The sequence below is a fragment of the Microbacterium sp. genome, from assembly GCF_041641055.1.
GTDB lineage: Bacteria > Actinomycetota > Actinomycetes > Actinomycetales > Microbacteriaceae > Microbacterium.
In genome coordinates this window covers 17,295-39,026 of sequence record NZ_JBEPZB010000029.1, presented here as the reverse complement: position 1 = coordinate 39,026, position 21,732 = coordinate 17,295, and the positions used below count along the sequence as shown (strand labels likewise).

The 21,732-nt window shown below is 65.8% G+C and carries 19 protein-coding genes and 1 pseudogene; 8 read left to right on the top strand and 12 right to left on the bottom strand.

The window, feature by feature from the left end; translation table 11 throughout:
- A partial coding sequence (locus ACESK8_RS15035) for a thioredoxin family protein (protein WP_372969346.1) occupies positions 1–140 on the top strand: 140 nt, incomplete at its 5' end.
- Positions 141–680: 540 nt separating this feature from the next.
- Here the strand turns inward: ACESK8_RS15035 and ACESK8_RS15030 are convergent.
- The 12 genes from ACESK8_RS15030 to rpmH all read right to left on the bottom strand — a co-directional run bounded on the left by ACESK8_RS15030 (position 681) and on the right by rpmH (position 11,430).
- A complete protein-coding gene (locus tag ACESK8_RS15030) occupies positions 681–1,199 on the bottom strand; it encodes a GrpB family protein (RefSeq protein WP_372969342.1) in 519 nt (172 codons plus the stop codon).
- Positions 1,200–1,218: 19 nt separating this feature from the next.
- A complete protein-coding gene (locus ACESK8_RS15025) occupies positions 1,219–1,554 on the bottom strand; it encodes a tryptophan synthase subunit alpha (protein WP_372969341.1) in 336 nt (111 codons plus the stop codon).
- A gap of 9 nt (positions 1,555–1,563) precedes the next feature.
- Positions 1,564–3,012 (bottom strand): sugar porter family MFS transporter, encoded by a 1,449-nt coding sequence (locus tag ACESK8_RS15020; protein WP_372969340.1) that lies wholly within the window; start codon positions 3,010–3,012, stop codon positions 1,564–1,566.
- Positions 3,013–3,074: 62 nt separating this feature from the next.
- Positions 3,075–4,043 (bottom strand): ParB/RepB/Spo0J family partition protein, encoded by a 969-nt coding sequence (locus tag ACESK8_RS15015; protein ID WP_372969339.1) that lies wholly within the window; start codon positions 4,041–4,043, stop codon positions 3,075–3,077.
- Positions 4,043–4,918 carry a ParA family protein gene (locus tag ACESK8_RS15010; protein WP_372969338.1) on the bottom strand — a complete coding sequence of 292 codons (876 nt, stop codon included), beginning with the start codon at positions 4,916–4,918 and terminating at the stop codon, positions 4,043–4,045. Before ACESK8_RS15010 ends, ACESK8_RS15015 begins: the two co-directional genes overlap by 1 nt.
- A 381-nt stretch (positions 4,919–5,299) precedes the next feature.
- The gene (locus tag ACESK8_RS15005; RefSeq protein ID WP_372969337.1) at positions 5,300–5,827 is read right to left on the bottom strand and encodes an AAA family ATPase; all 528 of its coding nucleotides are present in this window, start codon (positions 5,825–5,827) and stop codon (positions 5,300–5,302) included.
- A 2,547-nt stretch (positions 5,828–8,374) separates the two neighbouring features.
- Positions 8,375–9,001: a 16S rRNA (guanine(527)-N(7))-methyltransferase RsmG gene (gene rsmG / locus ACESK8_RS15000; protein ID WP_372969345.1), complete on the bottom strand. Its 627-nt coding sequence runs from the start codon at positions 8,999–9,001 to the stop codon at positions 8,375–8,377.
- A gap of 31 nt (positions 9,002–9,032) precedes the next feature.
- Complete coding sequence (locus ACESK8_RS14995) at positions 9,033–9,524, bottom strand: protein jag (protein WP_372969336.1); 492 nt, start codon at positions 9,522–9,524, stop codon at positions 9,033–9,035.
- Positions 9,521–10,591, bottom strand: a complete 1,071-nt coding sequence (yidC, locus tag ACESK8_RS14990) for a membrane protein insertase YidC (protein ID WP_372969335.1) — start codon at positions 10,589–10,591, stop codon at positions 9,521–9,523. Before yidC ends, ACESK8_RS14995 begins: the two co-directional genes overlap by 4 nt.
- A 3-nt stretch (positions 10,592–10,594) precedes the next feature.
- A complete protein-coding gene (gene yidD, locus ACESK8_RS14985) occupies positions 10,595–10,945 on the bottom strand; it encodes a membrane protein insertion efficiency factor YidD (RefSeq protein WP_372969334.1) in 351 nt (116 codons plus the stop codon).
- Positions 10,942–11,265, bottom strand: coding sequence for a ribonuclease P protein component (rnpA, locus tag ACESK8_RS14980; RefSeq protein WP_372969333.1), 324 nt, complete (start codon positions 11,263–11,265; stop codon positions 10,942–10,944). The genes yidD and rnpA overlap by 4 nt, the downstream gene beginning before the upstream one ends.
- 27 nt (positions 11,266–11,292) lie before the next feature.
- Complete coding sequence (gene rpmH / locus ACESK8_RS14975) at positions 11,293–11,430, bottom strand: 50S ribosomal protein L34 (protein ID WP_022889115.1); 138 nt, start codon at positions 11,428–11,430, stop codon at positions 11,293–11,295.
- 384 nt (positions 11,431–11,814) lie between these two features.
- On the opposite strand from rpmH, the pseudogene dnaA reads away from it, so the two are divergent.
- The 7 genes and pseudogenes from dnaA to ACESK8_RS14940 form a co-directional block, all read left to right on the top strand.
- Positions 11,815–13,140, top strand: a pseudogene (dnaA, locus tag ACESK8_RS14970) (chromosomal replication initiator protein DnaA); the annotation flags it as partial.
- Between the two features lie 494 nt (positions 13,141–13,634).
- The gene (gene dnaN, locus ACESK8_RS14965; protein ID WP_060926219.1) at positions 13,635–14,777 is read left to right on the top strand and encodes a DNA polymerase III subunit beta; all 1,143 of its coding nucleotides are present in this window, start codon (positions 13,635–13,637) and stop codon (positions 14,775–14,777) included.
- Positions 14,778–14,863: 86 nt separating this feature from the next.
- Positions 14,864–16,024: a DNA replication/repair protein RecF gene (gene recF / locus ACESK8_RS14960; protein WP_372969332.1), complete on the top strand. Its 1,161-nt coding sequence runs from the start codon at positions 14,864–14,866 to the stop codon at positions 16,022–16,024.
- A complete protein-coding gene (locus ACESK8_RS14955) occupies positions 16,017–16,520 on the top strand; it encodes a DUF721 domain-containing protein (RefSeq protein WP_372969331.1) in 504 nt (167 codons plus the stop codon). The genes recF and ACESK8_RS14955 overlap by 8 nt, the downstream gene beginning before the upstream one ends.
- Before the next feature lie 118 nt (positions 16,521–16,638).
- A complete protein-coding gene (gene gyrB, locus ACESK8_RS14950; RefSeq protein ID WP_372969330.1) occupies positions 16,639–18,711 on the top strand; it encodes a DNA topoisomerase (ATP-hydrolyzing) subunit B in 2,073 nt (690 codons plus the stop codon).
- A 52-nt stretch (positions 18,712–18,763) separates the two neighbouring features.
- The gene (gene gyrA, locus ACESK8_RS14945) at positions 18,764–21,328 is read left to right on the top strand and encodes a DNA gyrase subunit A (RefSeq protein WP_372969329.1); all 2,565 of its coding nucleotides are present in this window, start codon (positions 18,764–18,766) and stop codon (positions 21,326–21,328) included.
- Positions 21,325–21,729 carry a DUF3566 domain-containing protein gene (locus ACESK8_RS14940; RefSeq protein ID WP_372969328.1) on the top strand — a complete coding sequence of 135 codons (405 nt, stop codon included), beginning with the start codon at positions 21,325–21,327 and terminating at the stop codon, positions 21,727–21,729. Before gyrA ends, ACESK8_RS14940 begins: the two co-directional genes overlap by 4 nt.
- Positions 21,730–21,732: the final 3 nt, after the last annotated feature.

The following is a 21,732-nucleotide window of genomic DNA, read 5'->3' as shown; positions in this document are numbered from 1 at the left end:
ACCCGCAGCTGGCGATGAAGTACCAGATCACCTCGATCCCCGCGATGAAGGTGTTCCAGGGCGGTGAGGTCAAGACGACCATCATCGGCGCCAAGCCGAAGCCGGCCCTCGAGCAGGACCTCGCCGCATTCATCGGCTGATCCCCTCGTGATCAGGGCCGTCACCCTTCGGGGTGGCGGCCCTTTCGCATCCTGCCCTGATCCCCCCGTCACCTGCACCGTGTCGGCCCCGTCCCCTGCCCGGTCCAGTTTCCCGTCCGGTCCCCTGTCCCCTGCCCGGTCCAGTTTCCTGTCCGGTCCCCTGTCCCCTGCCCGGTCCAGTTTCCTGTCCGGTCCCCTGTCCCCTCGCCGTGCCCCGGCCCATGTCCCGATCTGCACATCCTGTCCCGATCTGCACAGGAATCCGGCCGAAACGTGTGCTGATCGGGGCAGAGTCCGCAAATCGGGACACCCGGCCGGCACATCCAGACCCCGGCTGGCACATCCAGACCCCGGCTGGCACATCCAGACCCCCGGCCGGCACATCCAGGCCCCGACTCCCGCCCCTTCCCCGCCGTGCCCCGGCCCTGTCCCGATCTGCACACCCTGCCCCGATCTGCACAGGAATCCGGCCGAAATGTGTGCTGATCGGGGCACAGTCCGCGAATCGGGACAGGGACAGGGTCGGGACACCGTCGGCGACTACTTGTCGGAGACCGGCACCGGTGGAAGCCCCCGAGCCGCGCGAGCGCGGTCGACGATCTCTTGGATGACGGGCGACTTCGCCGCGTTGTACGTCGAACGCCCCCGCGCCTCGGCCGCGACGGCGTCGCACTTCGCGTGCGAGTACCGGTCAGCCTCTTCCGGATGCTCCCTGAGCCAATCCCGCAGGATGCGCTGGTGCACCGCATCCCACTCCTCCGCGACGAAGAAATGCGCGATCGCGATCCGCACGCCCTCGGACTCCCGGATCATGACCGGATGTGTCCGCACAGCGCTGCCCTCACGCCACCCTGCAGCCTCGAGAGCATGCCTGTGCGCCGCGAAGTCGCCAAGATCCGCCACGCGAACCGCCAGATCGATGATCGGCTTCGCCCGCATCCCCGGGATCGCTGTCGACCCGATGTGCTCGACGATCCAGGCCGCGTTCCCGGCCCGTCTGATCTCAGCGGCGAACGCCTCGAACCGCGTCGGCCACTCCGGGTCGTAGGTGACGAGCATCCGAGGCACCGTGTGAGGCCTATGAGGCGTCGACGACCGTCGGATCCCAGCGGCGGTGACGCTGCTTCTCATCCAGAAGACCCCAGACGGCTGGGGTCAGCTCGGGATACTCCAGCGCGATCTGCCGCAGCACGCGGTAATGCCTGGCCGCGTTGGGTCGCACCCCGTCGTTCGCGGTGATGTTGTCGGCGCGCAGCAGGTACACGACGAGCTCGTCGACGCTCGGCAGCTCCTCCATGAACTCCCAGGGGTCCTCGCCACCCAGCAGACGCTCCTGGATCAGCACGGCGAGCTCGTCCGACGCTTCTGCCCGCAGCACTTCGAGGCTGGCACGGCGGGGAACGCACTCGGTCATGCTTCCAGCCTACGTCGCCTTGCGGGTACCTCGGCGCTCCACCTTCAGCTCGTCCGTCATCTCCTCCAGCTCCCTGCCCTTCGTCTCCGGCACCTTGAAGTACACGAAGAAGAACGACACGAGGGCGAAGAACGCGTAGAAGCCGTAGGCGAATGTGAGGCCGATGTCGGCGAAGATCGGGAAGGTCGTCGAGATGAAGAAGTTCGCGACCCACTGAGCTGCCGCGGCGACGGCGAGTGCGCCAGCACGGATGGAGTTCGGGAAGATCTCGCCCAGGAGCACCCACACGAGAGGCCCCCAGGTGGCCCCGAAGAAGACCACGAATCCGTTCGCGCAGATCAGCGCCACGGTGGCCCACGGGTCGGGCAGTGTGGCGGTCCCCTCCGCATTGAGCGTTCCGAACGAGAACGCCACAGCCATGAGACCCAGCGTCACGGTCATGCCGACCGAGCCGACGAGCAGCATGATGCGCCGACCCACCTTGTCGACGAGCAGGATCGCGATGATCGTGACGACGATGTTGGTCACCGAGGTGATCACGGACGTCAGCAGGGCGCTGGACTCGTCGAATCCGACGGACTGCCACAGCGTCGTCGAATAGTAGAAGATGACGTTGATCCCGACGAACTGCTGGAACACCGACAGCAGGATTCCGACCCAGACGATCGGCTTGAGCCCCAGCCGACTGCCGCGCAGGTCGCGCAGCGACTCCTTGCGCTCGGTGTCGATCGTGCTTGTGATCTCCTTGATCTTGGCGTCCACGTCGACAGTGCCCGTCACCGTCTGGAGGACCTCCGAGGCACGTTCGATATCCCCCTGACGCACGAGATAGCGCGGAGATTCGGGGAGCCGCAGCGACATGATTCCGTACACCAGCGCCGGGATCGCCTCGACGATGAACATCCACCGCCAGGCCGTGAGTCCCCACAGCGGCTGGTCGGCGGCTCCGGCGATGTTGGCGAGGAGGGCGTCTGAGAGCAGTGCCGCGAAGATGCCCGTGACGATGGCGAGCTGCTGCAGGGAACCGAGTCTTCCTCGGATCTTCGCTGGGGAGACCTCCGCGATGTATGCCGGGGCGATGACGGATGCCGCCCCGACGCCCAGGCCGCCGATGACGCGCCAGATGATCAGGTCCACGACGCTGAAGGCGAGGCCTGACCCGATGGCCGAGATCAAGAACATCGCCGCAGCCACGACCATCACCGGGATGCGGCCGCGCTTGTTCGCGATCGGGCCGGCGAACCAGGCACCGATCGCACAGCCGATCAGGGCGGACGAGACCGCGAAGCCCTTGAGTCCGACGCCGAGGTCGAATCCGGAGACGTCACCGGCGAGGGCGTCGACCGCCCCGTTGATCACCGCCGTGTCGAAGCCGAAGAGGAAGCCACCCAATGCCGCGGCGATACTGACCGCGATGACTTTTCGCTGGAAACCGGATGGACTCGGCGCTGCGGACATGGTCTCCCCTTCATCGTGGCGATGCGGCGAGTCTACGTCCGCTCAGACGCGACGAGGCGGAATCACGCCGAGCCGTAGCCCGATTCGCCCAACTCCTCGAGGATCCGATTGAGGTCCTGAATCGATGCGAAATCAATGATGACCTGGCCTTTACGTGCACCAAGTGACACCTTGACCCGCGTGTTCAAGCGATCACCGAGGTTGCCGGCCACCTCGTCGAGGTATGCCCGGCGTGCACCGGGTGTCGGCTTCGCGGTGCGTCCGGGAGCTGCCGGTTCGGTCTTGGCGGCGACCTCGGTCGCGCGGACCGACAGGTCCTCGTTCACGACCTTGTCGGCCAGGCGCTGCATGGCCTCAGGGGTGTCCAGGCTCAGGATCGCGCGCGCGTGCCCCGCCGTCAGCACACCGGCCGCGACGCGCTGCTGCACCGGGACTGGGAGCTTGAGCAGGCGGATCGTGTTGCTGATCTGCGGACGCGATCGTCCGATCCGCGTGGCGAGCTCCTCCTGCGTGATGCCGAAGTCCTCGAGCAGCTGCTGGTACGCAGAAGCCTCCTCCAGAGGATTGAGCTCCGAGCGGTGCAGGTTCTCCAGGAGAGCGTCGCGGAGCAGATCCTCGTCGGCAGTCTCACGGACCACCGCAGGGATCGCGGAGAGACCGGCCTCCCGGGCGGCGCGCGTGCGCCTCTCCCCCATGATGAGCTCGTACTCACCGTCGCTGTTCCGACGCACGACCACCGGCTGCAGCACGCCGAACTCTCGGACGCTGTGCACGAGCTCGGCAAGGTCCTCCGGGTTGAAGTGGGTACGCGGCTGACGCGGGTTCGGGACGATCTTCTGAGGATCGATCTGGATCAGATGGATGCCGGGGACGACCTCGAGCTCCTCGGCCGGGGCCGGCTGATCGCTCGTCTGCTCCGTGGTCGGACGCAGGTTCGCGCCCGGGAAGAACACGTCCACGGGACGCTCGCTCTGATCAGCCGTGGGGATGAGTGCACCGATGCCTCGACCCAGTCCAGTGCGCTTCGCCATCATTTCTCCTTGCTCTGCGTCGCTGTGCGCGACGCGATCTCGACAGCTGCCTCACGATAGGCGACGGCGCCGGCGGATTGCCCATCGTAGGCGATCACGGTCTGGCCGAAACTCGGTGCCTCCGACACCCGCACCGAACGCGGGATGACGGTGTTCAACACCTGTTCCGGGAAGTGCGTGCGAACCTCGTCAGCGACCTGCTGCGCCAAGCGCGTGCGTCCGTCGAACATCGTCAACAGGATCGTCGAGAGATGGAGCCCCGGATTCAGGTGCTTCTGGATCATCTGGATGCTGCCGAGCAGCTGGCTGAGGCCCTCGAGGGCGTAGTACTCGCACTGAATCGGGATGAACACCTCGTCGGCCGCAGTGAAGGCGTTGATCGTGAGGAGTCCCAGGGACGGCGGGCAGTCGATGATGACGAAGTCCACCGGATGCTCGGCAAGGTAGTCGTGTACGGCGCGGCGCAAGCGGTGCTCCCTGGCCACCTGCGCGACGAGCTCGATCTCGGCACCGGCGAGATGGATCGTGCTGGGGGCGCAGAGGAGGCGCTCGTTCTCGGGGCTCTGCTGCACGATCTCCGCCAGCGGGAACTCCTCGATGAGCACGTCGTAGACGCTGGGGGTGTCCGCGTTATGGGGAACACCCAGTGCCGTGGATGCATTTCCCTGGGGATCGAGGTCGATCACGAGGACCGTCGCTCCGAGGTCGGCCAGAGCTGCGGCGACGTTGACAGCGCTGGTCGTCTTGCCGACGCCACCCTTCTGGTTGGAGACCGTCAGGATGCGGGTATCCCCCGTGAAGTCGATCTGCACGGCATCGAGTGTGCGTCGTCGAGCGGAGAGGTCGGCGAGTTCCCGCGCGAGCGGCGTATCCATCCCGAAAGAATCCTTCGGTGATGCCTTTTCGGGCTGTTTCACGTGAAACATCCACTCCTTTCGGGGCCGTGTTCCACTCTAATCGCTATCCCGGACGTTGCTTACGAGAGGCTGGCGCCCTTCACGCTCCGCCGGGGCGACTGGTGCCCGTCCCGCTGCAGTCTTCGGGAGCTACCGCACTCTGCCCGACCCGGGCAGCGCCCCCCAGATGCCCTGAGCCGGCCAGGTCCCAACACCCTGCAGTTGACGCGCTGCAGTGCCTGAGTGTCCATGGGTCGAGGGCAGACTGCCACTGTCCCGAGCACGCGTGCGACAGTTTCCGGTACGGCTCCTGCGCGCCACGACCCCGCACTGACGATGTGAGTCCGCGGCCACGCGTATCTAGCCGGGCGAGTCCCTGCCGATCTCCGACGCTGCACGCACCTGCGGGTGGCTACTCGGTGCCGTCGTTTCACGTGAAACGGCCGGTGCCGCCAACAGGGCCTCGATGATTTGCGCGATGTCCGCCGTCGATCGACTGGCATCGACCTCCATCGTCGCCCCACGACGCAGAAGCGGCTCGACGGACTTCAGGTTCTCCTCGATCTCCGCACGTTGCGCGGCTGTCTTGCCATAGGGGTTCTCCGTACGGTGCAGGATCCGCTGAAGGATCACCGGAAGCGGCGCTGAGAGAAGGACTATGTGATCGAACCGGTGGTAGAACCGTCCCTGGTTCTCGACGGTCCCGGCAACGACCACCTCGGTGTGGGTGTTCAACGCGGCGGTCATCAGATCTTCATCCCAGAGCCCCGCAGCGGTCTTCCAATCACCGTAGTCGGTGTCGATCGTGCGGTGTCCTTTTCTGCTCAGAGCCGCGAGCAGTGTCGATTTTCCCACTCCCGACATGCCGGTGATGAGGATACGAGCCATTCCCCCACCGTAGTCCGTCACCCCGAGCCACTCGAAGGACCACCCCCATGTCCAGGCTCTGCGCTCTCTCTCCGGTCTACCGCGCAGACTGCGCCCTTGCGGCAGTTCCAGCGAAGAGGCGGCGGGCCCGGCGCACGGCAAGACGATGACGATGTTTCACGTGAAACACGCACGTTGGCCCCGACCGCCCCTACCCCGCGGCCACATACCCGTGCCCGTGCCCGTGCCGGTGCTCGTGCTCGTGCTCGTGCTCATGCTCGTGCTCGTGCTCGTGCAGTCAGTCTCACGGATCGCGAGATGGTTGCATGATCAGCCGTTCGCACCCGCCTAGGCAGCGCCGGAAGAGTCGCCTTCAGCCGAGGGAATCGGTGCGCATCCCCAAGACCGAGTCGCCACTGTGACCGCTCCCCCGGACATCACCGCGGACGAGCCCGCGCGGCTCTCACTGCCGGCGACGACACTCACGAAGCACGGACATGTTCTCGCACTGCGACCTGAATAGCCGCGGCGGGCACCTGGTGCCGGAAGAGGTCCGCCAGCAACCGGGACACTTCTAGGATCAGGCACAGCGCCACCAAGTGGGTCACTGTTTCACGTGAAACAGGCCTCTATTGCTCACGGCATCGCAATTCGACGTATTGCTGTTCAAGGGCGTCAGAACCGAGGAACGACTGTACGTACGCAGCGCAGTGGTCTCCCAGCGCGGATTCTCACGGGCAGGGTCAGCACCGCATGACCACTCCCCCTCGGTGATGGCACCACGAGTTGCGGCGGCTCTGTGAAACGAGGCCTCACTACCGCCTATGCGCGACCCGAGTGATCTCGATCCTGCATTCCCGAGCCTCAATGTCTCAGGAATCAGGAGTCAGGGACCAGCAGCGGGCATCCCGCGGCGACCAGCGGCGATCAGCGGCGACCACCGGCGACCAGCGTAGGCGTCAGCCCCAGTGCGCGACGAGGCCCAGGCGCGAGCCACAGGCCAAGTCTCAGTCCCAGCACCAGCACCAGCCGCACGCCCCGGCCCCGACGCCGGCCCCACCCCGGGCCCGAGCCCCAGTTCCAGCCCAAGCCGGCCACAGGACCAGTCCCCGCACCAGCACCAGCGCCACTCCCAGCGCCGGCCGAAGGCCCAGTCCCAACCCCAGTACCAGCGCCAGCGCCAGCCGCAGGCCCAGTCCCAGTCCCAGCCGAAGGCCCAGTCCCAGCACCAGCACCAGCACCACGCCGAGCCGCAGGCCCAGTCCAGCACCAGCACCAGCACTGCGCCGAGCCGCACGCCCAGCACCAGCACGAGCACCGCACCGAGCCGCAGGCCCAGTCCCAGTCCCAGCTGCAGGCCCAGTCCCAGTCCCAGCCGCAGGCCCAGGCCCAGCCCCAGCCGCGGGCTCAGCCCCAGCACCAGCGACTGGTCCTGGGTCCGTATGCGCATGTTTCACGTGAAACACCGCAGTCGTGGAGCCACCACGGCCATTCGCGTCCACCGACCACGCGGCCCGCCGTGTATCGCTCTGAACTGGGTGATCCATAGGAACTCGGGACCATCCGCCCGTGCATCCGTGCGCCCAAGATGCTCGACTGTTTCACGTGAAACATCCGCCGGTCGATGACCTCGGTGGCCTCAGTCCGGGCTATGCCCCCGCCGCAGGCGCCATCGTCCCGGCATCCCTGCCACTCAACATCGATTCGAGCCCATCGCGGATACGGTTCCCGCACGGAGTTTCCCGTACGGGAACGGCCGGGCTCGAATCCCCGGAATCCTGCGCAGGGTCGATCGCCGTCAAAGCCGGGCACCAACCCTCGCCTCGGCGTCAGCCCAATCAGGACAGCCCTCCCCCAGACCGGCTCCCGCCCCCGATCGCCGCGCGCGATCGGGTCTGTCGTACACCACCTCCTCCCATCCCCTTAGCTGCGATTCTCATCGGGACTCGCCGCCGGTCAGTCGCTGCCGCTGGTGACGATCGCACCTCAAGTCGCCCCCGATCTTCTTCCAGCACGATGGCCGATGCCGCGCGTGCCTCTTCGCCGTGAGATCGGCGGTGCTCAGCATCCAGCCACCCACTCAGGTCGGTCCAGCTCAACGCGATCGAACCCACGGGTTGCCGGTGCAGCCGCCCGGCACAGGCATCTGCAGCATCGCAGCCATCTCCAACACCAGCGGGTGCACCCAGCGGCGTGCACCCGAACCCTGCAAGGCTCACACGGCCAGATTTTGCCACCAGGCATCCGCGTCATCCAAGACGTGGGTTCTCGATACCGGGCCCACATGACCGAGGCGCCGCCGATCATCATGTTTCACGTGAAACAGCGCCGTGCTGATCCCGGCAGCTCGACGCACACACTCCGACGCGCGCGCATTCGCACACCCGGCCCGGGGCTCACCGGCACCAGTCGTCAGCAGGGGTCCGCGCTGGCATCCTGGCGGAACTAGAGAATCGCATCGCACCGCGCCTATTCGGCGCGCACCACATCGCGCGCCACACCACGACTCACTGGGCGCACTGACACTCGCACGCACCGAGGACCACCGCCCGCGAGAACGCCGGAGAACTAGCGGACCACAGCCCGCACGACTCGGGTGATCTCCGGCAGAACACCCTCTCCGAGAACCTCGACCCGCACGTCCGAGAGGCGGAACTTCTTGATCTGCTTCTGAGCGGCGTCGATCTCGTTGGCCGCATTCATCCCCTTCAGCAGGGTGAGCTCGCCGCCGTCGCGTACCAGCGGGGCGGTCAAAGGGATCAGCGTCTTGAGCGCGCTCACGGCGCGTGCGGTGACGACGTCGAACCGTGAGGACGCGGGCACATCCTCCGCTCGCGAACGCAGTACCTCGACATTGTCCAGTCCGAGTTCACCGACCTGCTCCGTGAGCCACGTCACGCGTCGCTCCATCGGCTCGATGAGAGTCCACTCGACATCCGGCCGGGCGATCGCGAGGACGATGCCCGGCAGGCCCGCCCCCGATCCGATGTCCGCCACAGACCCATGGAACAGCGGCGCTGCGATGGCGCTGTTCAGCACGTGTCGCGTCCACAAACGGGGAAGCTCCAACGGACCGATGAGGCCGCGCTCCTCGCCGTGCTCCGCGAGTGCAGCCGTGAACCGGCGAGCGAGCTCGACCCGATCCCCGAAGAGATCGACGGCCGCAGAGGGCTCGACTTCAAGCTCGCTCACGATGCATCCTTCGAGCGATGTTTCACGTGAAACGTCACCGACGACGAAGAACCGTGTGGCGGTCGGCGCCCTCGCCGTAGGACTCAGACACGAGACCCTGATCGGCCGCGATGTCGTGCACGAGCTTGCGCTCATAGCTCGACATGGCGGGAAGCGACGCCTGCGAGGCTCCTTCATCGAGCTTGGCGGCTGCCGCGTTCACAAGGGTCTCGAGTTCGCGGCGGCGCGCATCGCGCGATCCGCCGACGTCGAGGATCAGCCGCGAAAACGAACCGGTCTTGCTCTGCACTGCGAGGCGCGTCAGCTCCTGCAGGGCCTGCACCGTGTCGGGCGCGGAGAGCAGCGCGAGCGCGTCACCCTCTGCCTCGACCGACACATAGGCACGCCCCTGGCGCACGTCGAGATTGAGATCGCCATCGATGTCAGCGATGTCGAGAAGCTCCTCGAGGTAGTCGGCGGCGACGTCGCCCTCGACCTCCAGCTCGGCGACCGTGGGCTCCACGGTCTCGGTCACGTTGTCGGTCACGAACCGCTCCCCTTCTTCTTCGAACGCTTCTTGCCTACGGGCTGCTGACGCTTGGGCGCCTGAGCCTTGGCACGCTCTGCCTCCTCGAGCAGACGCTGCTGCTCGGCTTCGTACGCTGCCATCGGCACGACCTTGCCCGACGAATCGATCGCCTTGCCCTTGCGAGCGAGTCGCTCCTCGCGAGCCTTGGCGGCCTCGGACCCCGGTGTCGGCATCTCGCGGATGACGAGGAACTGCTGACCCATGGTCCACAGGTTCGAGATGAACCAGTACACGACGACGCCGAGCGGGAAGAAGATGCCCGAGAAGATGAAGCCGAGCGGCAGCACGTAGAGCATGATCTTCTGCATCTGGTACGCCTGGCCGGTCTTGGCCTCAGGCGACAGGTTCTTCGAGATGATCTGCAGCTGGGTGAAGAACTGCGAGGCGATCATCAGCACCACGAGGGTGACGAGGATGACGATCGCCGTCGTGTTGCCGGCCTCCATCGCGGTGCCCAGCGTCTCGTGCAGCGACGCCACACCGAAGAGCTTCGCGTCGTAGAACTGCTCTGTGAGCTCTGCGTTGAGGAAGCCGACACCACCGGTATTGGCGTTGTGGTGCTTCGTCACGTCGCTCAGAACGCTGAACAGCGAGAAGAAGATCGGCATCTGCACGAGGAGCGGAAGGCAGCTCGACATCGGCGTCGTGCCGTGCTTCTTATACAGCGCCATGGTCTCGCGGCTCATCGCCTCACGAGAGAGCTGATCCTTCTTACCGCGGTACTTCTCCTGAACTTTTCGCAGTTCAGGAGCAATTTCCATCATCTTGCGCTGGCTCTTGATCTGCTTGACGAAGAGCGGGATGAGGGCGGCACGGACGACGATGACGAGACCGACGATCGACAGCACCCAGGTGAGGCCGGATGCAGCGGGCATACCGACCGCCGTGAGCAGCCAGTGCCAGGCGACGAGTACGAGCTCGACGACCCACTTGAGGGGCCAGAGGATGGTTCCGATCAGATCGAAGCCGCCGGAGGCGGGCTCCGGCGAAGGGGTGGTGCTGGCGAGCAGAAGGTCAAGACCCACCGATCAATCCTTTCGGGCAGGGACGACGAAACCGTGGGCGGTCAGGTCATAGCGGAAGTGTTCGTGCGGACGGACGTCATCGACGCCGCCGTGGCTCCAGGGATTGCAACGCAGGATGCGCCATGCCGAGAGCAGCGTTCCCCGCACGGCACCGTGCTGTTGCACCGCACCTACAGCGTAAGCCGAACACGAGGGGTAGTAGGCACAGACATCTCCGTACATCGGAGAGATCACCTTGCGGTACGCCGTGAGGAATCCGAGGACCAGGTTCCGAGGCACCAGCGGGATGCTGCGCAGCACGTCCTCCGTGTGCAGCTCGCCGGAGCCGATCGAGGAGGCTGGAAGCGCGGTCATGGCCGCACCTGACCGAGGCGATCGAGGCACCGGTTCACGTCGGCGCTGAGCTCGGCGTACGTCGCGGTGGCGGATGCAGGAAGGGCACGGATGACGACATCCGTGCCCTCGGGGACTCGCGGAAGCGCCTCCGCGCACACGGCTTTGAGTCGCCGGCGAACGGTGTTGCGCACCACAGCGGTGCCCACCTGCTTGCTGATGATGAATCCGAACCTCGCGGCTCTGCTCTCACCCGTCGTCAGCATCGAAGCCACGACGCGGGCTCCGCCACAACGTGATCCACGTCGAACGACCAATCGATAGTCGCTCCCGCGGGTCACACGAAACGGGCGGGCGAGCACAGTGGACTACGCGGAGAGCTCGGTGCGGCCCTTCGCGCGGCGAGCCGACAGGATGGCACGGCCGGCGCGGGTGCGCATGCGAAGACGGAAGCCGTGCTTCTTGGCGCGACGACGGTTGTTGGGCTGGAAGGTGCGCTTGCTCATGGAATCACTCCGGGAATGCTGCCACCGGGATCATTTTGACCGGAGACATAGGGATCTGCCGTTCAGGCATAAGTCAACCGATTAAGGGTACGTCCTGACGGCGCGCAGAGCAAATCTGCGCGCTTCGACACGGGACCCGCTGCTCGATCCGCACAGCTATTATCCACAACCCCGGGCCTGCACGTATGCGCAACACGCGCGCGGATTTCCGTAGGCAGGTTGCCGTTCCCAGCCGCTGTGACTACCGTGGCATCCGAAGTTATCCACAGGGGGGCCGCCTTTTCTCGACGACCCTCCGCGTCCCCAGCACGGAGCGTCATGTCATCACCTGCCCAGCCCGACGTTCCCATCTGGACCACGGTGCAGGAGCTCCTCGAAGCCGATGACCGGGTGACGCCGCAGCTGCAGGGATTCCTCAGTCTGGCCGTACCGGCCGGAGTGATGGCCGCGACCCTCTATCTGGAGGTGCCGAACGACCTCACGGCCGCACAGATCAACAAGAGGCTGCGGCTGCCCATCATGGAGGCACTGTCGCACATCGGCGAGGAGGTCACCTCGTATCGCGTGGTCGTGAACCACGAGCTCGCCGAGCAGCCGACCGCGCCGATCGCTGTCGCGGACTACGGCCGCCAGGAGCAGATCCGCGTCGAGTCTCCGATGGAGCAGCCGACTCAGCTGCGGCACGAATCACGACTCAACCCGAAGTACACCTTCGACAACTTCGTGATCGGCCAGTCCAACCGATTCGCGCATGCCGCCGCGGTCGCGGTGGCCGAAGCGCCCGCCAAGGCCTACAACCCCCTCTTCATCTACGGGGACTCCGGACTGGGCAAGACACACCTCCTCCATGCGATCGGCGACTACGCCCAGTCCCTCTATGCAGGGGTGAAGGTGCGGTACGTCTCGAGCGAGGAATTCACCAACGACTTCATCAACTCGATCGCCAACAACCGCGGCGCCGCGTTCCAGGCGCGCTACCGCGACGTCGACATCCTCCTCATCGACGACATCCAGTTCCTGCAGGGACGTGCGGAGACGCAGGAGGCCTTCTTCCACACCTTCAACACGCTGCACGATCACAACAAGCAGGTCGTGATCACGAGCGATGTCGCGCCCAAGCACCTCACCGGCTTCGAGGATCGGATGCGGAGCCGCTTCGAGTGGGGCCTGATCACCGACGTCCAGGCGCCCGACCTCGAGACCCGAATCGCCATCCTCCGCAAGAAGGCGCAGAGCGAGGCTCTGCACATCCCCGACGAAGTACTCGAGTACATCGCCACCGTGGTGTCCTCGAACATCCGCGAGCTGGAAGGCGCTCTCATCCGCGTCTCGGCCTTCGCGAGCCTGAACCGGTCGGCGCTCGACATCTCTCTCGCGCAGACGGTGCTGCGCGACATCATCGACACGGCCGAGGACAACGTCATCTCGCCGACCGACATCATCACGGCGACGGCACAGTACTTCAAGCTGACCGTCGACGACCTCTACGGATCGAGTCGATCGCAGCAGATCGCCACCTCCCGCCAGATCGCCATGTATCTGTGCCGCGAGCGGACGAGCCTGTCCCTTCCGAAGATCGGACAGCTCTTCGGAAACCGCGATCACACGACGGTGATGTACGCGTACAAGAAGATCAGCGAGCTCATGAAGGAGCGCCGTTCGATCTACAACCAGGTGACGGAGATCACCACGCAGCTCGGTCGCCGCTGATCGAGCTGACCGTCACGCAGAAGGGGTCGTGGTGTCCGACAGGACGCCACGACCCCTTCTCGTACGTCGGAGAGCCATATGACTCTGCGGATCGATGCCAGTTTGCACATGTGGATAACTTGTGGATGGATCGCTCCGACATCGGGACGGATGTGTGGGAAACCGGGCAACCTGTGGATAACTGCGTCGGCGCGGATGATCACTCACAGCCCCCATACCCGCGGATTCCTCAGGGATTCCACAAGTGACAAGCGTGTAGTTCCCTACTCGCGTCTGCTTTCCACCGAGTTATCCACAGTATCCACAGGTGTTAACACCGTTAAGGAGTTAATTCAATTCAAGGGCGATCCGATCACCAGACGGTGGGGAAAGTCGAACTCGGACCCGGTTGGGCTCAGGCGTAGGGATCCGCCCGACTGTGGGGCTAGCATGGGAAGCCCTGCACTGGCAGGACCGATGACGACGCGTCTCAGAACGACGACAAGGGAGCACCCGTGAGGTTTCAGGTCAACCGCGATGTCTTCAGCGAGGCTGTGTCATTCGTCGTCAAGCTCCTCCCGCAGCGCAATCCGCAGCCGATCCTGGCCGGAGTGCTGATCGAGGCCGACGGCTCGGGTCTCACCCTCTCGGCATTCGACTACGAGGCCTCCGCCCGCACGACCATCGAGGCGACGGTCGACACACCGGGCACGATCCTCGTCCACGGCCGACTGCTCTCGGACATCGCCAGCAGGCTTCCCAACGCTCCGATCGAGATCGCCGTCGAGGACGACGGCAGCATCACGGTCTCCTGTGGTTCGGCTCGCTTCACACTCGCGGCCATGCCGGTCGAGGAATATCCGTCGATCCCCGAGGTGTCGGGTTCGTCGGGCGTCGTGCCGGCTGACGACTTCGGCACCGCGATCTCGCAGGTCGGCTTCGCTGCCTCCCGAGATGACGTCACCCCGGTTCTCACCGGTGTGCAGCTCGAGGTCTCCGGCCAGAGTCTGAGCCTCGTCGCGACCGACCGCTACCGCGTCTCGCTCCGTGACGTTCCCTGGGATGGCGAGGCCGTCGAGACCAGCGCCCTGGTTCCGGCCCGCACGCTCCTCGAGGTGGGAAAGACCTTCGGGCACGCCGGCACGATCCAGATCGCCTTCTCGGGAGCCGGCGACCGCGAGATCATCGCCTTCACCGCAGGCAACAAGACCGTCACTTCCCTGCTCATCAAGGGCAACTTCCCGCCGGTCCGGCGCCTGTTCCCCGAGCAGACCGAGCACTACGCGGTCGTCAACACCGCCGATCTCGTCGAGGCCGTGCGTCGTGTCTCGCTCGTGCTCGACCGTGCGGCCCCGCTCCGCTTCACATTCGCGGCGGACGGCGTCACGATGGACGCCTCCGGCAATGAGCACGCCCGTGCCTCGGAGTCGGTCGACGCGATCCTCTCCGGCGGCGACGAGGTCACGCTGGGACTCAACCCGCAGTACCTGATCGAGGCGCTCGGCGCGGTGAAGAGCGAGTTCGTTCGCGTGACCTTCACTTCGAGCGACAATGCGAACAAACTCAGCCCGGTGCTCATCACGAGTCAGACCTCGGTCGATCAGGCCGGACTCGACTCGTTCAAGTACCTGCTCCAGCCCAACCTGCTGCTGCGCTGATCCCGACCTGGCGGGTCGGCTCAGCCGACACCCGAGCGGGTCGGCGGCGGGAAGCCGGTGTCGGACCCCGAAGGTAGGCTGACTGCGTGATCGTGGAACACCTGAGTCTGGTCGACTTCCGCAATTACGCGACCGCTGAACTCGCGCTCCACAGAGGTCCGAACGTCCTGGTGGGGCGGAACGGTCAGGGCAAGACGAACCTGGCCGAAGCGGTCGTCTTCCTGGCGACGCTCGGTTCCCATCGGGTGTCGTCCGACGCGCCGATGGTGCGGGAGGGTCAGGACTACGCCATCATCCGCGCCCGTCTCTCGCACGGTGAGCGCCGAGTGCTGGTCGAGGTGCAGCTCAACAAGCAGGGATCGAACAAGGCCCGGATCAACGGATCGCCCACGAAGACCAATGAGCTGCCGCGCTACGCGCATGTCGTGCTGTTCGCGCCGGAGGATCTGCAGATCGTCCGCGGCGATCCGTCGGCTCGGCGCCGATTCGTCGATCAGTTGCTGATCCAGCGGACGCCGCGGATGTCGTCGGTCCTCGCGGATTACGACCGGGTGCTCAAGCAGCGCAATGCGCTGCTGAAGTCCGCCCGCGCTCGCGGCGTGCGAGGCGAGGGACTGAGCACGCTCGACGTGTGGGATGACAAGCTCGTGTCGCTCGGAGCCGAGATCATCACGGCCCGTCAGCGTCTCGCCGCCGATCTGCAGCAGCCGGTGGCCGAGGCCTACGCGGCGATCGCCGGCGAAGATCACCGCCCGCAGCTGGACTGGGCGCTCTCGGTGCGCGGTGCCGACCCCGAAGAGGGAGTGGATGCCGCGGCCGAGCCCTCGGGCGAGATCGCCGAGATGTTCCACGCGGCACTTCTCGCGAAGCGCTCGAACGAGCTCGACCGCGGCCTGACGCTGACCGGCCCCCATCGTGACGACCTCGTGCTGCGGGTAAGGGGTCTTCCCGTCAAGGGATACGCCTCGCACGGCGAATCGTGGTCGGTCGCCCTGGCTCTCCGGCTCGCCTCGGCCGAGCTGCTCCGCAGCGAATCCCCCGCCGGAGACCCCGTCCTCATCCTCGACGACGTGTTCGCCGAGCTCGACGCAGACCGTCGGCAGCGTCTCGCGGCGCTGACCTCCGGCTACGAGCAGGTGGTGGTCACCGCTGCGGTGGAGGAGGATATCCCCGAGGTGCTGCATGCCCACGTGGTGCGGATCTCGGCGGGAACGATCAGCGACGAGAGAGAGGTGTCGGATGACTGACATCGCCGCCGTTCCGGCAGCCGAGACCCCCGAGACCGTCGCCACCTACCTGCGGCTGCGCGGGTTGCAGCCGAGCTCGAAGACGTGGAAGCGCAAGCGCCGCATCACGACCGACGACGACAACGCCCCGTTCACTCCCGGCCGCGACCCTGGGGCGCTCGGGGCAGTGCTCGACAAGCTCAGTCGGGACTCCGGGTGGCAGAAGACCCTCGCCAGGGAGGATCTGGTCCGGCAGTGGGGAGATCTCGCAGGAGCGGACACCGCGAAGCACTCCGAACCGGTCTCGCTCGAGCGCGGAGTCCTCACCGTGAAGTGCGATTCGACGGCGTGGGCGAAGAACCTCCAGTACATGCGCGGGACCATCCTCACCGAGATCGGTCGACGGTATCCTGATGCCGGTGTCGAGAACCTCCGCTTCATCGGGCCGGACGTACCCTCGTGGAAATGGGGTCCCAGAGTCGTTCCAGGGCGGGGTCCGCGCGATACCTACGGGTAGGACACCACGCATGGGGTCCGAAACGCTCAGAGGGCCACACATGGCCGCACAGCCGCATATCGTCTCGAAAGACCGCTAGACTGGGAGTTCGTGATATCGATGTGGAGAATGCCCTCTGATGACGCCTGAATCCCCCGCTGACGAGACGGAATCGACCGACGAGGGCACCCCCTCCTCCACCCAGGACAAGCTCTCCCCCAAGGTGAAGCAGCCGGGTGAGTACGGCGCCGACTCGATCCAGATCCTCGAGGGTCTCGAAGCAGTCCGCAAGCGGCCGGGTATGTACATCGGTTCCACCGGTCCGCGCGGTCTGCACCACCTCGTCTACGAGATCGTCGACAACTCCGTCGACGAGGCTCTGGCCGGCTATGCCGACACCATCTTCGTGACGCTCCTCGAAGACGGCGGCGTCCGCGTGATCGACAACGGTCGCGGCATCCCCGTCGATCCGCATTCCTCCGACCCCACGAAATCGACCGTCGAGGTCGTCCTGACGATCCTGCACGCCGGCGGCAAGTTCGGCGGTGGCGCCTACGCCGTCTCCGGTGGTCTGCACGGTGTCGGATCGTCGGTCGTGAACGCCCTCTCCACCCGGTTCGACGTCGAGGTGAAGCAGAAGGGCTTCACCTGGCGGCACAGCTTCGCGAACGGCGGCGCTCCGCAGCAGCAGCTCGAGAAGGGCGAGCCGACGGACGAGACCGGGACGAGCATCACGTTCTGGCCGGATGCCGAGATCTTCACCGAGACGATCGACTTCGACTACGACACCCTGCGCACCCGCTTCCAGCAGATGGCCTTCCTCAACAAGGGCCTGCGCATCGAGCTGTCCGACGAGCGTCCCGCCTCCGCCTACGAGGTCGAGGTCGAAGGCCAGGCGACCGTCACGCAGCCGAACGACGTCTTCTTCTACGAGCGCGGCCTGGTCGACTACGTCGAATATCTCAACAAGGTGCGTCACGCCGAGGTCGTCAACGACGAGATCATCGCCTTCGAGTCCGAGGACACCGCGCGCAAGATCTCGCTCGAGGTCGCGATGCAGTGGACGACCTCGTACACCGAGAACGTCTTCACCTACGCGAACACGATCAACACCCACGAGGGCGGCACCCACGAGGAGGGCTTCCGCGCGGCACTCACGACCCTGGTCAACAAGTACGCGCGCGCCAACAACCTCCTCAAGGAGAAGGACGACAACCTGTCGGGCGATGACGTGCGCGAGGGACTCACGGCCGTCATCTCGATCAAGCTCGGCGAGCCGCAGTTCGAGGGTCAGACGAAGACCAAGCTCGGCAACACCGAGGCCAAGGCCTTCGTGCAGAAGGTCGTCGGCGACCAGCTCGGCGACTGGTTCGACCGCAACCCGAACCAGGCGAAGAACATCATCCGCAAGGCGATCGACGCAGCGACCGCGCGGATGGCCGCGCGCAAGGCGCGCGAGACCGCGCGCCGCAAGAGCGTGTTCGAGTCCGCGGCGATGCCGGACAAGCTGAAGGACTGCACGAGCAAGGACCCCTCGATCAGCGAGATCTTCCTCGTCGAGGGTGACTCGGCCGGTGGCTCGGCGGTGCAGGGTCGCGACCCGCACACGCAGGCGATCCTCGCGCTGCGCGGCAAGATCCTCAACGTCGAGCGCGCGCGTCTCGACAAGGCCCTCGGCAACAAAGAGGTCCAGGCGATGATCCAGGCCTTCGGCACGGGCATCGGCGAGGAGTTCGACATCGAGAAGGCGCGGTATCACAAGATCGTGCTGATGGCGGATGCCGACGTCGACGGCCAGCACATCACGACGCTGCTGCTGACGCTGCTGTTCCGCTACATGCGCGGACTCATCGAGGCCGGATTCGTCTACCTCGCGATGCCGCCGCTGTACCGACTCAAGTGGACGAACCAGCCGCACGAGTACGTGTTCAGCGACGCCGAGCGCGATGCCCTGCTCAAGCACGGGCTCGACAACGGCAAGCGCATCCCGAAGGATGCCGGCATCCAGCGCTACAAGGGTCTCGGCGAGATGAACGCCAAGGAGCTGTGGGAGACCACGATGGATCACTCCACGCGGACGCTTCGCCAGGTGACCATCGAGGATGCCGCGGCGGCCGACGAGATCTTCAGCGTGCTGATGGGTGAGGACGTCGAATCACGACGCAGCTTCATCCAGCGCAACGCAAAGGACGTCCGCTTCCTCGACATCTGAGGCGCTCCGCGCCCTGCATTCGCTCGACTAACGACCGGAATCGACAACACACATGACTGACGACGTACGCCCCGAGCCCCCGGCCCACGACCACGGGAACATCGACCAGGTCGACCTGAAGTTCGAGATGGAGCGCAGCTATCTCGACTACGCGATGGCCGTGATCGTCGGACGTGCCCTCCCCGACGTGCGTGACGGTCTGAAGCCTGTGCATCGCCGCGTGATCTACGGCATGTACGACGGTGGGTTCCGCCCCGACAAGTCGTTCTCGAAGTGCGCCCGTGTCGTGGGCGAGGTCATGGGTCAGTACCACCCCCACGGCGACTCGGCGATCTACGACGCCCTCGTCCGCCTCGTGCAGCCGTGGGCGCTGCGCTACCCGCTCGCGCTGGGTCAGGGCAACTTCGGCTCCCCCGGCAACATGGGAGCCGCTGCTCCTCGCTACACCGAGACGAAGATGGCTCCGCTCGCGCTCGAGATGGTGCGCGACATCGAAGAAGACACCGTCGACTTCACCGACAACTACGACGGTCAGACGCAGGAGCCGACCGTCCTGCCCGCTCGTTTCCCGAACCTGCTCGTCAACGGCTCGGTCGGCATCGCGGTCGGCATGGCGACGAACATCCCGCCGCACAACCTGCGCGAGGTGTCGTCTGCGGCGCTCTGGGCGCTCGACAATCCGGGGCTCCCCCGCGAGGAGCTCCTCGAGGGTCTGATCCAGCGCATCCCCGGCCCGGACTTCCCGACCGGCGCGCAGATCCTGGGCACCAAGGGCGTGCAGGAGGCGTACCGCACCGGCCGCGGCTCGATCACGATGCGCGCGGTCGTCAACGTCGAGGAGATCCAGGGCCGGACGTGCCTCGTGATCACCGAGCTGCCGTACCAGGTCAACCCCGACAACGTCGCCGTGAAGATCGGCGACCTCGCACGGGACGGCAAGATCACCGGTATCGCCGACATCCGCGACGAGTCCTCCGACCGTACGGGCCAGCGCCTCGTGGTCGTGCTCAAGCGCGACGCGGTCGCCAAGGTCGTGCTGAACAACCTCTACAAGCACACGCAGCTGCAGGAGAACTTCGGCGCGAACATGCTCGCGATCGTCGACGGCGTGCCGCGCACGCTCGCGATCGACGGCTTCGTCACGCACTGGATCACCCACCAGCTCGAGGTGATCGTCCGTCGCACGCGTTTCCGTCTGGCCAAGGCCGAGCGCCGCATGCACATCCTTCGCGGATACCTCAAGGCGCTCGACGCGCTCGACGAGGTCATCGCCCTGATCCGCCGCTCGGCGACGGTGGAGGATGCCCGTGACGGACTCAAGAAGCTCCTCGACATCGACGACGAGCAGGCGCAGGCCATCCTCGACATGCAGCTGCGTCGTCTGGCGGCGCTCGAGCGTCAGAAGATCCTCGACGAGGCGGCAGAGCTCGAGCGCCTCATCGCGGAGTACCAGGCGATCCTCGCCGACGAGTCGCTGCAGCGCGACATCATCCGCGAGGAGCTGACGGGCATCGTCGACCGCTTCGGCGACGAGCGACGCACCCACATCCTGCACGGGTTCGACGGCGACGTGTCGATGGAAGACCTCATCGCCGAGGAGGAGATGGTCGTCACCATCACCCGCGCCGGCTACATCAAGCGCACGCGCAGTGACAACTACCGCTCTCAGCACCGCGGCGGCAAGGGCATCAAGGGCGCGCAGCTGCGCGCCGATGACATCGTCGAGCACTTCTTCGTGACGACCACCCATCACTGGCTGCTGTTCTTCACCGACAAGGGTCGCGTCTACCGCTCCAAGACCTACGAGGTCCCCGAGGCCGGGCGCGACGCGAAGGGCACGCACGTCGCGAACCTGCTCGCGCTCCAGCCGGATGAGAACATCGCGCAGGTCCTCGACATCCGCGACTACGCGGTGGCCGACTACCTCGTGCTGGCCACTCGTGACGGCCTGGTCAAGAAGACCCGCCTCGACACCTATGACACCAACCGTCAGGGCGGTGTCATCGCCATCCGTCTGAACGACGAGGACGAGCTCGTCTCGGCACTCATGGTGAACGCCGAGGACGACATCCTGCTGATCAGCCGTCGGGGCATGTCGGTGCGTTTCAGCGCGACCGACGAGGCTCTGCGTCCGATGGGACGAGCGACCGCCGGCGTGAAGGGCATGAAGTTCCGCGAGGGCGACAGCCTGCTGTCGGCATCGGTCGCGGCGCCGGGCCAGTTCGTGTTCGTGGTGACCGACGGCGGCTACGCCAAGCGCACCGCGATCGACGAGTACCGGGTGCAGGGACGCGGCGGATACGGCATCAAGGTCGCCAAGCTGAACGACGATCGGGGCACTCTCGCGGGTGGTCTGATGGTCTCCTCCGACGACGAGGTCCTTGTGGTTCTGTCCAGCGGCAAGGTGGTACGCTCTGCCGTGGCCGAGGTGCCCGCAAAGGGCCGCGACACCATGGGAGTGGTGTTCGCACGGACGACGGAAGCCGACCGGATCCTCGCCATCGCCCGCAACGGAGAGCGGGGCCTCACCGAGGATGAAGACTCGGATGAGGCGGACACGGAGTCCGCGACGACCGCCCCCGAGTCGAACGAGAACCCTGAGGAAGCAGACGCATGAGCACAGTAGCCGACAAGCTGGCGAAGAAGTCCACGCGCAAGACCAGTGGCAAGCAGGTCCGCCTGCGCCTCGTCTACATCGACTTCTGGTCCGCCGTGAAGCTCTCCTTCCTCGGCGCGGTCGCGCTGGCCATCGTGACGATGGTGTCGTTCTTCCTGATCTACCTGGTGCTGCAGGCGACCGGGATCCTCGCCCAGGCCGATGAGTTCATCGGCCAGATCACCGACAACTCGGTGATCATCTCCGAGGTGGCAGGGCTGCCGCAGGTGATGGCGTTCGCCGCCGTCGTCTCGATCCTCAACCTGATCGTCTTCACGGTGCTCGGCGCCGTCGTCGCGGGCATCTACAACGTCGCCGTGAAGGTGACCGGCGGGCTGCTCGTCGGCTTCATGTCGAACTGACGC